At 61.8% G+C, this 15,458-nt stretch carries 12 protein-coding genes; 6 read left to right on the top strand and 6 right to left on the bottom strand.

What is annotated here, in order from left to right:
* Positions 1 to 2: 2 nt before the first annotated feature.
* The 3 genes from AC1DD5_RS15590 to AC1DD5_RS15580 are packed head-to-tail and all read left to right on the top strand — an operon-like array spanning position 3 to position 4,087.
* Positions 3 to 1,580, top strand: coding sequence for a phytoene desaturase family protein (locus tag AC1DD5_RS15590; RefSeq protein ID WP_477522061.1), 1,578 nt, complete (start codon positions 3 to 5; stop codon positions 1,578 to 1,580).
* Positions 1,581 to 1,610: 30 nt separating this feature from the next.
* Positions 1,611 to 2,414, top strand: coding sequence for a cyclase family protein (locus AC1DD5_RS15585; protein ID WP_477522060.1), 804 nt, complete (start codon positions 1,611 to 1,613; stop codon positions 2,412 to 2,414).
* Positions 2,411 to 4,087 (top strand): thiamine pyrophosphate-binding protein, encoded by a 1,677-nt coding sequence (locus AC1DD5_RS15580; RefSeq protein WP_477522059.1) that lies wholly within the window; start codon positions 2,411 to 2,413, stop codon positions 4,085 to 4,087. Before AC1DD5_RS15585 ends, AC1DD5_RS15580 begins: the two co-directional genes overlap by 4 nt.
* Positions 4,088 to 4,167: 80 nt before the next feature.
* Here AC1DD5_RS15580 and AC1DD5_RS15575 read toward each other — a convergent pair whose 3' ends face one another.
* Entirely contained in the window at positions 4,168 to 5,061 is an 894-nt protein-coding gene (locus AC1DD5_RS15575) for a PaaX family transcriptional regulator (RefSeq protein WP_477522058.1), read from the bottom strand.
* Positions 5,062 to 5,339: 278 nt separating this feature from the next.
* Here AC1DD5_RS15575 and AC1DD5_RS15570 point away from each other — a divergent pair, with 278 nt between their 5' ends.
* From AC1DD5_RS15570 to AC1DD5_RS15560, 3 genes are all read left to right on the top strand, one after another.
* On the top strand, positions 5,340 to 5,759 hold the full coding sequence (locus tag AC1DD5_RS15570; protein ID WP_477522057.1) for a nuclear transport factor 2 family protein: 420 nt from the start codon (positions 5,340 to 5,342) through the stop codon (positions 5,757 to 5,759).
* 17 nt (positions 5,760 to 5,776) lie between these two features.
* Positions 5,777 to 6,589 carry an MBL fold metallo-hydrolase gene (locus tag AC1DD5_RS15565; RefSeq protein ID WP_477522056.1) on the top strand — a complete coding sequence of 271 codons (813 nt, stop codon included), beginning with the start codon at positions 5,777 to 5,779 and terminating at the stop codon, positions 6,587 to 6,589.
* A 68-nt stretch (positions 6,590 to 6,657) separates the two neighbouring features.
* Positions 6,658 to 7,710 (top strand): LacI family DNA-binding transcriptional regulator, encoded by a 1,053-nt coding sequence (locus AC1DD5_RS15560; protein WP_477522055.1) that lies wholly within the window; start codon positions 6,658 to 6,660, stop codon positions 7,708 to 7,710.
* Here AC1DD5_RS15560 and AC1DD5_RS15555 read toward each other — a convergent pair.
* The 5 genes from AC1DD5_RS15555 to AC1DD5_RS15535 are packed head-to-tail and all read right to left on the bottom strand — an operon-like array spanning position 7,679 to position 15,432.
* Positions 7,679 to 8,596: a family 43 glycosylhydrolase gene (locus AC1DD5_RS15555; RefSeq protein WP_477522054.1), complete on the bottom strand. Its 918-nt coding sequence runs from the start codon at positions 8,594 to 8,596 to the stop codon at positions 7,679 to 7,681. The two genes, AC1DD5_RS15560 and AC1DD5_RS15555, sit on opposite strands and share 32 nt — an antisense overlap.
* A gap of 20 nt (positions 8,597 to 8,616) precedes the next feature.
* Positions 8,617 to 10,815 carry a glycoside hydrolase family 36 protein gene (locus AC1DD5_RS15550; protein ID WP_477522053.1) on the bottom strand — a complete coding sequence of 733 codons (2,199 nt, stop codon included), beginning with the start codon at positions 10,813 to 10,815 and terminating at the stop codon, positions 8,617 to 8,619.
* Positions 10,816 to 10,857: 42 nt separating this feature from the next.
* The gene (locus tag AC1DD5_RS15545) at positions 10,858 to 11,910 is read right to left on the bottom strand and encodes a LacI family DNA-binding transcriptional regulator (RefSeq protein ID WP_477522052.1); all 1,053 of its coding nucleotides are present in this window, start codon (positions 11,908 to 11,910) and stop codon (positions 10,858 to 10,860) included.
* The gene (locus AC1DD5_RS15540; RefSeq protein ID WP_477522051.1) at positions 11,907 to 13,589 is read right to left on the bottom strand and encodes a glycoside hydrolase family 43 protein; all 1,683 of its coding nucleotides are present in this window, start codon (positions 13,587 to 13,589) and stop codon (positions 11,907 to 11,909) included. The genes AC1DD5_RS15545 and AC1DD5_RS15540 overlap by 4 nt, the downstream gene beginning before the upstream one ends.
* 13 nt (positions 13,590 to 13,602) lie before the next feature.
* Complete coding sequence (locus AC1DD5_RS15535; RefSeq protein ID WP_477522050.1) at positions 13,603 to 15,432, bottom strand: alpha/beta fold hydrolase; 1,830 nt, start codon at positions 15,430 to 15,432, stop codon at positions 13,603 to 13,605.
* Positions 15,433 to 15,458 lie beyond the last annotated feature (26 nt).

Below are 15,458 nucleotides of genomic sequence, written 5' to 3'. Positions count from 1 at the left end.
CCATGACGGACTCCACTGATATTGCCATCATTGGTTCGGGGATCAACTCCCTGGTAGCCGCCGCCGAACTTGCCATGGCCGGAAAGCGCGTCTGCCTCATTGAACAGGCCGGCAGGCTGGGCGGCTTCATCCATTCAGGGGAACGCACGCTCCCCGGGTTCATCCACGACTCCTTCTCTTCCTGGCATCCCCTGTTCGTTTCCGGGGGCGCTTACCAGGCTTTGGGAAGCGAACTGCATGCGAGGGGATTGGAATACTGCAATTCCGACGGCGCGGTGACGGCCAGCGTGGCAGCCGATCCAAAGACAGGTCAACACAGGGTGGTCGTGGCCCATCGCGACCCGGCACTCACTGCTTCGGCTTTGCAGGAGAACGGAGACGAAGGCGCCTACCTGGCGATGCTGGAGGACCTCGGCCGCAATGCAGGGACCATTTTCGGTGCCTTCGGTGCTGAACTCCGCTCTTTCAGGGAGGTGCTGGCGATCGCTGCCGGCGCTTTGAGGCGAGGAAAGGTCAAGGGTACCGAGGCTTTCGTCCGCGATTCAGTCATGAGCGGCCGCAACTACCTCCGCAGCCGCTTCAACGGATGGCAAACCGACCAGCTGTGGTCCCCTTGGCTCCTTCACGCCGGCCTCGGCCCCGACCAAGCGACCGGCGGCGTCATGCTTCCAGTCATGGCCTTGAGCATGCACAGCTTTGGCCTCCCGGTGGTGAAAGGCGGAGCCTCGAACTTCATCGCTGCTTTCGAGACCCTCCTGAGGGATAAAGGCGTCCGGATCATGCTGGACACGGAAGCCGAGGAAATCCTGGTCGATTCCAAGGGTGCAACGGGAGTGAAAACCTCCAACGGACTGGTCAGCGCACGGACCGTCCTGGCAAACGTGTCACCCCAGGCCCTGTATTGCAGGCTGTTGCGCAAGCCACCAGCCGGGTTGGCCGAAGCCGCCGCGCGTTACCAGAACGGCCGCGGAGCCATGCAGATCCACCTGGCCCTGGGCAAGCCGGTCCAATGGCTCGATCCCCGATTGGATTCCGTGCCCCTGGTTCACGTGAGCAACGGTTCGGACAGCACTGCAATTGCTTGTGCCCAAGCGGAGGCGGGGCTGTTGCCCACGGAACCTACCGTCGTCGTCGGTCAACAGTGCGCGCTGGATCCTTCCCGGGCACCCGCAGGCAAAGCGACACTATGGCTGCAGTTACAGGAAGTGCCCTTCTCGCCGGTGGCGGATGCCGCAGGGGCGCTCGAGGTGGACGGCGGCTGGACACAGGAACTTAAGGAACAGTACATGGAACGCGTCCTGACCAGGCTCGAACAATTCGCGCCGGGCACCAGGGCGTCCGTCCTGGCCTGGGACATCCTGGCACCGACCGATCTGGCCGCGGAAAACCCCAATGCCGTCAACGGCGATCCGTACGGTGGATCGGCCGAACTCTTTCAGAACCTCCTCTGGCGGCCCTTCCCCGAGGCCGCAAACCACAAAACCCCCGTCAAGGGCTTGTGGCACATCGGCGCGTCCACCCATCCCGGCCCCGGGTTATCCGGCGGATCGGGGCATTTGGTTGCTCAGAAATTGAAATGAACCCACACACATCAACCCGACAGGAGAACCATGTCTGTTCTAAATGAGCTCACCGCAGCCTTGTCATCCGGCGCCATCGACGTCGTCGACCTCACCACCCCGCTCAGCGGTGATACCCCGATTCTGAATCTTCCCCAACCCCTGGCCAATACGGTTGGGCTTTCGCTGACTCCCGTCAGCAATTTCGACGACGCCGGACCGGCCTGGGCGTGGAACGACGTCACGGTGGGCGAACACGCCGGGACGCACCTGGACGCTCCCGTCCACTGGATCACGGGCAAGGACGGGAAGTCCGTGGACCAGATAGAGCCGCACCGCCTGGTGGGGCCGGCGGTGGTGATTGACAAGAGCGCCGAAGCCGCCCAGGACCCCGACTTCCTGCTGGAGCCCGAACACTTCGAGCAGTGGCAGCAGGAGCATGGCCCCTTCCCGGAAAACTGCTGGGTCATCTTCCGCACCGGCTGGTCCACCCGCGGCGGTAACGCTGCGGACTTCATGAACGCTGACGACGCCGGTCCCCACACTCCGGGGGTCTCCGCGGCTGGTGCCAAATGGCTCGCCGGAAATGCATCCATCAGCGGCTTCGGCGTGGAAACGGTCGGCATCGACGCCGGCCAGGCAGCCACGCTGGACCCGATGTTCCCCGTCCATTCGTTCCTGCTCGGCGCGGACAAATACGGTGTGACGTCGCTGCGGAACGTTGACCGCCTCCCAGTCACCGGCGCGACGCTGGTGGTTGCACCCCTGCCCATCGTCGGCGGCACGGGAAGCCCCAGCCGCGTTTATGCGCTGGTTGAGAGCCCTGCAAGCACAGCATCGGAGCCGGTCGCATGAGCGAGCAGGTAAGGGTCTCCACGCTGGTGGGCCAGACTCTGGCAAAACTGGGAGTCGGTCACGTCTTCGGGGTGGTGGGTAGCGGCAACTTCGACATCACGAGCACGCTGATGAACGCCGGAATTCCGTACACCGCGGCCCGCCATGAGGGCGGCGCTGCCACCATGGCCGATGCCTACTCCAGGATGTCGGGCAAGGTGGGTGTGGTAACCACGCACCAAGGATGTGGCCTGACCAACGCGATCACCGGCGTCGGAGAAGCTGCCAAGAGCCGCACACCGATGATTGTGCTGACTGCCGATACGCAGGCGGCGGCCATCCGGTCCAACTTCAAGATCGATCAGGATGCACTGGCGCGCAGTGTCGGGGCCGTGGCGGAACGGATCCACTCCCCCGAAACGGCTGTAGCGGATACGGTCCGGGCCTTCCGAACAGCGGTGAACGAGCGCAGGACCGTGGTCCTGAGCTTGCCCTTGGATGTCCAAAGCGGAACCGCGGCAGACACGGTGAGTACCGTCGTCGTGCCTGTACCGGCGCGGCTTCGTCCGGATACCGGCGCAGTGAACCAGTTGGTGGAGCTGATCTCGAACGCGAAACGTCCCGTGTTTGTAGCGGGCCGCGGCGGCAGGGGCGCCCGGGATTCCATCCTGGCCCTGGCCCGGCATGCGGGGGCACTCGTGGCGACCTCGGCTGTCGCGAACGGGCTGTTCAACGGCGATTCCCACAATTTGGGCATCTCCGGCGGGTTCTCCTCTCCCCTGACCGCGGAGCTTATTACCTCAGCGGACCTGATTATCGGGTGGGGTTGCACCCTGAATATGTGGACCATGCGTCACGGCCGGCTGATCTCGGCGGGAACAAAAGTAGTGCAGATCGACGTCGAAGATTCCTCGTTGGGCGCCAACAGGCAGATCACACTGGGCGTGCTGGGTGATTCCGCCCTCACGGCCGAGGACGCCCTGGACGTCCTCAGGACGATCCAGCCTGCTGCGGCGGAAAAGTACCGCACCGAGCAGAACGCCCTGGCCATCAAACAGAGTGCACGGTGGCGGGACGTGGAGACTCCGGACCTTGGCACTGCGACGTCGATCGACCCACGGGTCATCAGCCGGGACCTGGATACCATCCTTCCCGCAGACAGGATCGTCGCAGTGGATTCGGGAAACTTCATGGGCTACCCCAGCCAGTATTTGGCGGTGCCGGACGAATTCGGATTCTGTTTTACCCAGGCATTCCAGGCGATTGGTATCGGCCTCTACACGGCCATCGGCGCTGCCATAGCGCAACCGCAGCGGTTGCCGGTCCTGGGCGCCGGAGACGGTGGGTTCCTGATGGGCATCAGCGAACTGGAGACCGCCGTCCGGCTTAAGTTGCCGCTGGTCTGCATCGTCTACAACGATGCCGCGTACGGCGCTGAGGTCCACCACTTCGCGGAGCACCACACGCAAGAGGAATTGGGCAGCGTGTCCTTCCCGGAGACGGATATTGCCGCGATCGCCCGGGGATACGGAGCCGACGGCGTGACCGTCCGGACGCTGGAGGACCTGCAGCCAGTGCGGGAATGGGTTGCCGCGTTCCGCGATGGCGGACAGGACCGGCCCTTGGTGATCGATGCCAAGATCGCCTCGGACGGTGGCTCCTGGTGGCTGGCGGAGGCCTTCCAGGGGCACTGATCCTGGGTGGTGCGTTGGAAAAGGGTTGGGGCGCAATGCTGCCCCAACCTTTTCCGCCGTTGCGTACTTTCACACAGTTCTTAAGGGGATGCGACTGCTACCGCATCTGGTTCCGCAGGTGATCCGACGACGGACAGCGCATAATCCTGGGCCCTCGGACCCAATAGCTCGTGCAGTTTGGTGAAGAGCTCCTGTGCGGCCAGTCCATGCCAATTTTCCGGCAGGTATTCTTCCGGGAGCCCAGGGTCCATATAGGGAAGCCTCCGCCATTGCGTGACTATGGGAACGTAATCCACAAAGGCCTGCTTCAGCAGTTTGGACGCCCCAGCCTCCTCCTCGTGGTTCTCCCAGCGATCGAGTACGGGCTGATGCCGTGCAATGAAGTCCGTGTACAGGGTTTCCAACGACGGCAGATCCCACCATTGGCCCACCTTCTCCTCCAGGTGGCCGCCGGTCAGATGGGTTGCCTTGAAGAGCTCCACGTAGTCCATGAGCGCGGCCCGCCGCAGCTGGTGTTCGACGTCGGACGCAAGATTTCCGGGTGCGATCCACAACCCCGGAGACACCTGCCCACAGCCAATACGGGTCAGGATGCTCCGGAGCTTGTGTCGCAAGTGCCGCTGTGTCTCGGGGACCGAGAAAGAGGCGAGGAGCCATGCGTCGTCTTTGTCCGCACGACGGGGAGCGAAAATCCGTTCGTCACCGGCATTGAAAACGTCCTCGAGTCCCGGCGAGAGTTTGTAGGCCGCAGAATTCCCGCGTTTCACGCTGACCAGGACTCCGCGTTTCTTCAGCCGCGAAACCGACGAACGTACGCCTGCTGATTCAACTCCCAGGTCCCCCAGGAGTTGTACGAGGTCCGCGATCGCAAACGTTCCGTCCTGATGGCGGGCATACAAGCCATAGACAGTGACGATCAGGTGTTGATGGCGCGGCGTCGGGGCAACGTCCGGCGCGGCGTCGGCCTTGGCCATTCAGCGCTACCTCTATTGGTTCAGGGATGGACTTAGGGTCTTAGGCTACATCCTGACTAGCCGCAGGTTCACGGCTCTACCTGCTGTACGTGCTGTATACGCACGGGTTTTAGTTCAGAGCGTGAACCAGACCCGGATGAAATCCACACCCTGCCCCAGATACAGGGGCTGGAGTGGAGGGCTGATTGCGCGTAAATTGGCGCCAGACTGGGCATCTCATCACGCGCGTCCAGAAGCACGGCTGAAGGTGGCAATCAGAAAGCGGAAGGAAACCAAGGTTGAGTGAAGTCATAGACCGGCTCTTGCTGGCGATGAACGCGCACGATCCCGAGGGCATGGCAGCTCTGTTCCACGAGAACTACCACAGTGAGCAGCCCGCCCACCCTGGCCGGACTTTCACAGGCAGGGGTCAGATGCACGCGAACTGGGCTGCGATGTTCGCTGGAATACCTGACTTTCGGACAGAATCGATCCGTTCCGTCGACGACGGAAACACCACGTGGACAGAATGGTCATGGAGCGGTAATCGTGCCGACGGGCAACCCTTCCAAGCCCGTGGGGTCACGCTCTTCGAAGTCAAGGACGGCCTGATCACGTCCGGGAGACTGTATATGGAGGACGTCGAAGGGGAGGTAGTGGGTATCGAGCAAGCGGTCGAAAATCTATCCGGGCGCCGGCCGGATCCGGCCGGGTCCTAAGTCGGGAAGGGGAACCTATGCTGATCTGCGCAACCTGCGCCGTCGAACGCGACGAGCCAACGCCCGAACTCTGCCCGATCTGCACGGACGAGCGGCAATACGTGCCCGAGGACGGGCAAAAGTGGCTTTCACTCGACGAGTTGGCGCAGGACGGCCAGCGGTTACTGCTGGAGGAGAACGAGCCCGGACTTATCGGCATCAGAACCGCGCCGAAAGTCGGGATCGGCCAAACTACCCAGCTTGTAGTGACACCAGAGGGTTCGCTGCTGTGGGATCCCGTTGGATTCGTTGACGACATCACTGTGAAAGCAATCCTTGAGCTAGGCCCCGTTGTGGCGATCGCAGCCAGTCATCCCCATATGTTCGGGGTGCAGGTGGAGTGGTCACGTCGGCTCGGCGGCGTCCCCGTGCTTGTGGCAGACGCCGACCGGCAGTGGGCTGGCCGTAATGATGCGGTCATCTCCTACTGGTCCGGCAGCAGGACCATCACCGAAGGGTTGACACTGCACCAGACCGGAGGCCACTTCCCCGGCAGCGCGGTAGCGCACTGGACTGCAGGAGCGGTCGGCAAAGGAGTCCTGCTGACCGGTGACAGCGTCTTTCCTAATCCAGACCGCCGCTCCGTCGCTTTCATGCGCAGCTACCCGAATCATCTGCCGCTATCGGGGGCAGTAGCGTTGCGGGTCGCCGCACAGCTGGAAGAACTCACGTTCGACAGGATCTACGGCAACTTCAACAACGTCATCGCCTCCGGAGCCAAAGCCGTTCTACACGATTCGGCCCAACGGCATGCAGCCTGGGCGCGAGGAGACTTCGACGACCTGACATGAAGATAACGATTACCCACTGAACCGAGAGTCTCGCCCCGAGACGCAGGATTGGCACTACTCTGAGGACTGTGACCAAGATTCCGGACTACCCCTTGAAGCAGAAGATTCCCGTGCTGAGCGACGTCGCCAAGGCAGCGGGGGTGTCCGTTCCCACGGTTTCGCGTGTTCTGACCAGCAGCAAGTATGTTGCACCGGAACTCCGCGAACGGGTAATGAAAGCTGTCGCCGAGCTCGGGTACCGGCCCAACGGGGCTGCCCGGGCTACCAGGTCCGGGAAACGATCGATGGTCGCCGTGTTGACTGGAGCAACTTCGAATTACGGTTATGCCAAGACCATCGAGGGCATCGAGAAGGCGGCTCGGGCCGCGGGCCTCTCAGTGATCATTTCAGTGATTGAGTCCGACGACGACGACGCCGTTAACTCAGCCATCGACCTCGTTCTTTCCCAGCCCGTGGCTGGCGTCATCATCCTTGAGTTCGACCGGCCGGGCCTGGCTGCAGTGAAAGCGTTCCCGAAATCTGTCCCCTTGGTCTCGGCCGGAGGCGGAAGCAGACGCACGGGAAAAACTCCGGCGGCGCTTCTGGATGAGCGCGGTTCCGGGAGGGATGCAACCAACCACCTGCTGTCGCTCGGGCACCAAACTGTCCATCACGTTTCAGTTCCGACGATGGGAAAGCACTCGGGCCGCACCGAAGGCTGGCGGGCAGCCCTGACCGCTGCGGGTGCCCCCGTCCCGCCGGTATTGCACGCAACCTGGGAACCGGCCAGCGGTTACCGCGTGGGGAAAGAGCTTGCAGCCAGAGATGACGTCACTGCGGTTTTCTGCGGCAATGACGATGTCGCCATTGGCGTGATCAGTGCCCTCCTCGACAGCGGCAAGCGCGTCCCGGAGGACGTGTCGGTGGTTGGCTTCGACGACCAGCCGCACGTGGCTATGTGGCGGCCCGCCTTGACCACCGTGCGGCAGGATTTCCGGGACCTGGGAGCTAGGGCTTTTGCACTTCTTGCCGCAACAGTGGCCACTGGCGAGGCTCCCGGTTCCTCGGCCGTTAAGCCCGAGCTCGTTATCCGGGAGTCAACTGCCGCCGTCAGTCCAACCACCACTCGACCCGCCAGCTAAGACTGGCGTGCCCGCCTCCAATGCTGATGGGAAGGATGACGGGGAGGGAGTTGTAGAGGTCGTGCTGGTTCCAGCGGTCGCCAATGTAGACGTGGGAAACACTGCTGGATCCGAGGACAGGGACTATGGCGCTGACCTGTGAATCAAACGTTCGGCTGCCGGATGGAGCGAAATCATGCCATTCAGACCATGGCCCCTCAAGGGAGGCGGCGGTTGCGAATTTATTGTCGTTCATGTTCCAGCCGGTCAAGTCTGATCCAAACAGATAATACAAACCATCAACGCGTACCAAAGCCGGCGATTCGTACGCATGGCTTCCATCATTTTTCAGAGTGGTGGAAAGAACAGACTCAACACTCAGATAGTCCGGCGCGAGGCGGTATAGACGCAACCCGTTTTCCCGGTCTTCAGACATCAGCACACCGAGGCCGGAGGTCTCCTGGTACACGCCAATATCGCGGCTTGAATTGCCGAGCGGACGGGAGCTCCTCAGGTACTCATAGGGGCCTATGAGTGATGTTGATCGGGCGAAACCAAGTCTGGCTTCGGCGTAGTCGGGTGAGTCGATATGCAGGAACATCACGAAATACCCCGTGGCGGAATTGAAAAGCACCTTCGGCCTCTCAACGATCCTTTGTGGACCCAGATCGCCGGCTGCTTCCCTGCGAAGGGAAGTCCCTTCGTGGCGCCACACGGCGAAGTTCTCCGTTGAGTAGCACTCAACGGAGGTAAAGAGTGGTCCTGCACTTTTTCCTTCACCCCATGCGTAGTATCGGCCCTCGTGAAAGAGCACGCCCACGCCATGGAGTTGGGCCACTTCACCGTGCTGGTCGGTCACTGCTGTGGCTGTTCGGACGGTTGCTGCCGTCTGTTGGTAACGGGTCATATCTACACCTGACTCTGGAGTTAGTGGAAGTGTTCTAAGGCGTGCAGGAGGATGAGTCTTGCGCTGTTTTCTTCGGCGAGCGTGACGTTGAGCGTCGCCGCACCGGCTACCGCCGGAATTACGACGGCGTCTGCCGCACCCCAGGGTGGATATGCCACCGTTGCGCGGGGGTGCTCTCCAAGCCAGGCAGGCAGGTCAATTGATTGCTGCTCTTCACCTCCCCGCCTGTGAACAATGACGGCAAGCGTGCGTTCTCCGAGCCGCGCGCCCTGGGCGATCCAGTTGTCCCGCCAGCCCGGCAGCCCCAAGGGGAAGGTTGGCACGCTGGATGAAATATCGGCGCGCATGGCCTTATAGGCATCAAGCCCCGCACGGATCACGCCCAACTGCCCGGGGCTGAGGGTATCGATCCGGCCCCCGAGGTGCACGCGGGAGAGCAGCGCGCTGGCGATCGAAAACGCCAATTGCTCATCACCCATTGACCCATCCACGGAGGCCCAAACACCGGACTGTTCGGGAGCGATGGCGAGTGGTGCGGCAGCTGAGATGGGCGGCGTCTTGACGAAGTCCTGCTGATCCGTCAGCGACTGGATGGGGAAGACGGCACCGGACGCGCCGTCGGTTCGGGATCCACCGGCCGCGCAACCTTCAACAGTCAGTCCGGGGTGCCGATCCATCACAGCGGACACCCACTCCAGATAGGCACGGTTGTGCTCCAGGAGCCCTGCACCAGCGGCACCGTTCAGGTCTGTGCCTGCGCCGATATCGACGTTGTAGTCCAGTTTGAGATACGCCAGATCGAAGTCCGCCATCAACCGGTCGACCACCCCGTCCAGATGTGACCTCGCAGCAGGGTGACGCAAGTCCAGCTGGTAGCGTCCCCATTCCTTAATCCGCTGGCCACTGCGCACAAAGAAGGCCTCGGCAGGCAACTGCTCAGCGATTCGACTTCGCGCACCCACAACTTCAGGCTCCAGCCACAACCCGGGCTTCATACCGGCAGCCCGGACTTCTGCAATCAGGCCAGCCAGACCGCCGTCGGGGAAGCGGGTAACGGAGGGCTCCCACTCCCCCACCGAATCCCACCAGCCGCCGTTTTCGTCGTCGTACCAGCCGGCGTCGATACAGAAGACTTCAACGCCAAGTGCTGAAGCTGCTGCAATCAGCGGACGTTCCTTTGCGGTTGTGGGGTCCGACATAAGGCCGTTGAGGAAGTCGTTGTAAATAACGGGAAGCTCAACATTGTCAGTGTGAGGCCTGCGAATCCGGCGACGGTAGGCAGTAAGTTCTGCCGTGACAGCATCAATACCGCCGGCGGGCACCACAGCCACCGCCGCCGGAACGGTGGTGAAAGCTTCGCCCGGTTGGAGCGTCAGCGCCCACTGGTGTTCAGCGGCCGTTGGACCGGAAACCGCGAGGTAGAGGTCGTTGTACCGGTCCCCTAATTCGTAGTGCCAGGCTCCGTTGTGCTCTACCTGCCACGCAAGCATCGTCCCTGTTGCAAGATCTTCCAGGATTCCCATGGGAAGGTGTTCTGCCGTGGACCATGCACCGGTGGATGTCAACGCGATCCGGTTTTTGGAACCGACTTGCTCGTATTCCACCATGCCCACGTTGTACAGGCCACGCTCGGCAAGACTGGCACGCCGCCACCGAAATTCCCCGGACCACGGGTTCGCTGCCTGCCAAAGACCCATGCCCTCCTCCCACTCCCGGGAGTGGCCCAGCCCGGAAAGAACCAGGGAAGACACATATTCAAGCCCGACGGCGGATGCCCCGGCCCGTAGTTCAGTCCAGCTTCGCAAGACCGAGGACCCTGGCGCCAGCTCATAATAGACAGTTGCCTCAAGGCCGGTCTCCGGATCGCGGGCAAGCAGGCAGAGCCGGGCCACACCCTGGGTCTCGGATTCACGCACTTCGATGAGTCGCAATCGTTGGGCAGCAGCGCCGTCGACGTGCCGCTTGCCCGCGGTGCCATGCCGACCGTCACCAGCCAGTGCAATCTCCACAACGGGCAAGGACGACCGACGCAACCCTTCCAGGTCTGGCAGTGGAAGCTGTGCGTGCCCGATGGCAAGCAGCCTCGGAGCCATGTGCTCCCCATGGAGAACGTGCAAGGTCAGACAATCATTACCCCACGCCAGGACATCCCCTCCTTGGGGAACACCTGTGGTTGGCGGCTTGTTCTCAAGCTCTGAACTGGCGTGCGTAAGGGTCACGGTGCCCTCCAGGAAATGTTCATGGGTAAAGCTCTCCTTTTGTCAGTCGCTGAAGATGGATCCGACGGCAGCAGTGGAGCCGCGGATGATGAGTCTTGGTTTAACGGTGGAAGCAGTCGGCGGCTTGGGACCGCCGTCCAAGGCCTTTTCCAGCAGCCCGAACGCGCGGGAACCGAGGTCCTGGAAGTCCTGCCGGATGGTGGTTAGAGCTGGTCGCCACATGGCCACATGCGGCTGATCGTCAAAGCCCACCACGGAAACATCCTCGGGAATGCGCCTGCCGGATTCCACGAATGCCTTGATGACGCCAATCGCCACATCATCGTTCCCGCAGAACACAGCCGTAACACCACTTTGGGCGGCGAGCTTCCGGCCCACGCTGTAGCCGCTGGAAGGCTCCCAGGTAGCGTGCAGGATCCGGGGAAGAGGAATCCCCGCTGCTGTCAAAGCTGCCTTCCAACCCTCTGTTCGGCCGGACTGCTTCCCCATGGTGGGAACTGCTATATGGTGCACTGTCCGATGCCCCAGCGAAAGAAGGTGGTCGGTAGCATCCTTCCCGGCACCATGTTCATCGAGCAGAGCACTGGTGGTTCTGGTGGAACGCCCTGTTCCTCCGCCGGCCACCACCATGGGAATGGAGCGCGGAAAGACCCTGACGGCAGCAAGTCCGGGGCGATCGAATTCCAGGATCACTACGCCGGCCACGGGTTGGGAGAGGACGAGGTCGATTGCGGCGTTGACTGCTTCTTCGGCGTCGGATTCCACTACCGCGATGATGACGGACATGCCCGCCTGGCGCGCAGCTCTCTCAATGCCTTCAATGGTTTGGGCGTATCCATAATTGGAGGTAGCGCCCGTCAGAACCGCCACCATGGAACGCTTTCCGGACCTTGTGGCTCGAGCGGCCACGTTGGGACGATAGCCGAGGTCGTTGACTGCTTTCAATACACGGGTCCGGAGGCTGGGGGCAACGTACTTGCTGCTCGTCAAGACACGGGAAACCGTTGGAACGGAAACGCCGGCCGCCTTCGCGACATCCCCGAGGACCGGAGGTTTCTGATGCGTGGGGGTCTGCTTATTAGGGCTCTCGCTCATAGGACTGACTGCCCTGCCAGTGGCTGGAACTGAAAGTCCGTGAAGTCGGCAGTAAAGCGCCGCTCGCGCAGGTCCTGTGCGGCGACGCCGACGAAGGCCCCCGTGAACCGCAATGTGTCTCCATGATCATCGGACAATTGGAGGGCATTGAGTTCGGGCCCAATCCGTTGAAGCGGTTTACCCAGGTCGGACCAGAAGAATTGCAAACGTCCGCCGTCAAGAGTGGCTTCCAAACGGAGGGGAAAGCTCGATTCCACCACAACGGACCCGAAGGAATGCAGGCCCTTATACGGGTCTTTCTCGAACACTTCGAGAATCTGCTCAGTTGGTGCGTCGCAGTCAAGCAGTTCTCCCCCGGCTTCCCTTACGGTCGTCCTGAGGTAGAAGTAACTTGAGGTGTTGTAGTAGAAAATGAGTCCGGCGCTTTGAGTGAAATTGGTTGGTTGCGCTTCAACTGTCACCCCCGCCCTCAGGCTGCCGCTGGTCAAGCGGCGCGCCACCAGTGACTGCTCCAGGACCGAGTCCGTGCTGTATCGGCCCTTGAGGCGAAGCCATCCAGGCCGTTCCGAAAGGCTGGCCCACTGTGATGAGACGGGATGCCTCAGGGAACTCCAGGGCCAACCCAGAGTCAGGTGGCCATCATTGGTCATCGCTTCTGTGGCGAACCCGCCAACGGTGCCGGTATCAGCAGCCCGAGCGGCCGGCACCGACGTCGAAACCGGAGCGGCGGCGTCGAGCGTTGGTTTTGGACCTTCAACCGTCAGGGACGGATGCCAGCCATCCTGCTCCAGGCGCAACCAGCCGTCGTCAGTAAACCGCATTCGCTGAATGCACGTCTCGCGTCCAAGGATGGAATATTGCTTGCCGTCCTTTTCAGCCCACCGGCTAGCCAAATGTGCCAGGAAAAGGGTCCCATCCTCAGCGACGGCGATTTCACCGTGCCCGGCCTTTTGCAGCATGTGGGTGGGATCGTCGCGGGAGGTCAGCACCGGACCGTGCGGATCCGGTTCATAAGGGCCGAAAAGAGAACCGGAACGCATCATGGCGATGCCATGGTTCTGACCCGTTCCGCCCTCGGCGAGCATGAGGTAGAAGCGGTCCTTGAAGAAGTAGAGATTGGGTCCCTCGATGAGCTCGGCACGACGATGAATGATGCGAGGCTCGCCAATGGTCGCTGTCCCGGTTGCGTTCAGCTCCTGGAGGTCGATGCCGGCGAAACCTCCGCGCCCGGTTGGCCTGTGGTCCCATTCCATGTTCAATAGCCAGTGGCGGCCCTCGTGATGAAAGATGGATGGATCAAAACCCGTGGTGGTCACACGGGCAGGGGCCGACCAGGGACCGGCGACGTCGGCCGCACGTGTGATGTAGGTGTCCATGTCTTTGTGTGGTCCGCCGAAACTCCGGACCACGGTAAAGACCAGCCAAAAAAGGCCATCAGACCAACTCAACGACGGCGCCCAGACACCTGCCGAATCCCCTAGTCCCCTGAGTTCCAGAACTGCGTCCGGGCCGCTGAACGAGCCGGCAAACTCCCAGGTTTTCAGGTCCCGGGAGCGGTGGATCGGGACAATTGGGTACCACTCGAAGGAGCTGTTGGCCAGGTAGAACCACTCACCTGCACGGATAAGGGACGGATCTGGCGAGAACCCCGGCAGGACAGGGTTGCTGATGACGGTCACTATTTTCTCCATGCTAGGAAAGCTCTTCGGGGTGGGCGAACGGCTCGCCGTTGACGTACCGTTCCATTTCGGCCACCACGTGGTCCCCCATGCGGAGTAGTTCGGTGCCCATGGAACCAGCGATGTGGGGTGTGAGCATGACGTTGGGCAGCTCGTAAAAAGGATGGTCCGGGGGCAGCACGTCCGGCACTGCCACATCGAGGATCGCGTTGATCCGTCCGCTGGCCAGCTCTTTTTCGAGGGCTGCCTGGTCCAGGACCTCGCCTCTCGCCGTATTAATGAGCGTGGCGCCATCCTTCATTGACGCCAGTTCGGACGCCCCGATCATGGCTGTGGTTTCCGACGTGACGGGGACGTGGAGGGACACAATGTCGCTCCGGGTCATCAGCTCCTGCAGTGGAAGCAGTGTCACCCCCAGGGCGGCTGCTTCTGCCTCGTCCAGATAGGGGTCATGAATCACTACGTCGAGATCGAACGGCCGCAGCAGCTTGGCAACCTGGCGGCCGATGCGGGAAGCTCCCACCAGACCCACGGTTTTCTGGTAGTTTCCCGCCCGGGGAAATTCCTGTTCACGGTCTATCGGCGAACGGCGCTCCGCGTACATGCGGGCGCTTTCGAAGGCTTGTTTGTTGGCGAGCAGGATCATGGCCAGCGTGTACTCGGCGACGGGACGTCCATTCGCCTCACCAGCATTGGAACCCACAATTCTCCTGCCTGCGGGAATCGGCCCTATGTTTCCCGCGATGACCCCACCGGCATGGATGATGGCACGCAGCTTGGGGGCTGCGGAAAGGACGTCCCCATCGATTTTCGGGCATCCCCAGCCGGTAATGAGGACTTCGACGTCGGCAAGTGCTGCCTGGGCGCCCGGCGTCGAGAAGTCTTTGAAAACCGGTCCACGAAGGTCCACCAACCGGTCCAACGTGCTCATCGCGGCAGTCGAGAAGAGCTTGGAGAAGAGTTCAGGCGGTGCCATGACTGCCATGGCGACGGGCTTTTGTGTTTGAGGGGTCATATTCGTCAGGGCGCGAGCAAAAAAGCCGGTTGCGGTGTCCATGAATCTGTGTTCCATATCGCGCCGGATGAAGTGGGACGCGCCGTCGAATACCTCAATCGCGGCGCCTGCGGTTCGGGCGATCTGCTGGTGCTGCGGCGTGATCCCGGTTCTGACGGTGCCAGTGATAATCAGCGTAGGAACGCCCGATGCCGTGAATGATGCGAGCAACTCCGGCCATGGCGTGCTCGGAATGACGTTGCCGTTGCGCACGAGGTTTGTGTCGCAATCCTCCTGCGCCTTGCAACTGCGCTGAATCTCGGCCTCGCTCCAGTTGGGCCACTCGCGTCTCCTCATCTGCACACGTTCTTCCGGCGTGCGGGATTGAACGTCAACGAGGTGAGCGTAGGCGGCTTCTGCAACATCACGGTCCTGCAGCGTCGTCACTGGTAGCCGCCAGAATGGATCCTCGAGGAGGACACCCGCCGGGCGAAATCCGGCAGGTGGCCTTTTCAATGCGCTGGCGGCAACGGCGGCTGCCACGCCACCGCCGGCAGAGTGCCCATAGTAAAGAGCCGGGAGCTGTGCCACGTCCTGCAGTTCCTCCAACTCGAGGAGGTCCAGGACATCCCTGACCATGACATCCCCAGGGTGTTCCCGAAGCTCCTGTTCTGACCAGCGGGGCGAACTGCCGTGCCCGCGAAGATCCATTGTCAGGACTGCCCATTGCTGGGAAATCCAGTGCGGACGGGCAGCTTCGAGGCACTCTGCAGATTCCATCAGGCCGTGGATGGCGATGACGACGGCAGTGGCCGGTGACTCGGGCAGCGCCAACCGGTATGACAGCATCAGGAACCTTTCTCTTTGTCAGTTAT

Source organism: Paenarthrobacter sp. 10L420, assembly GCF_056395385.1.
Note: the sequence above shows the minus strand (reverse complement) of the source record. Positions and strands in the feature narration are given on the sequence as shown.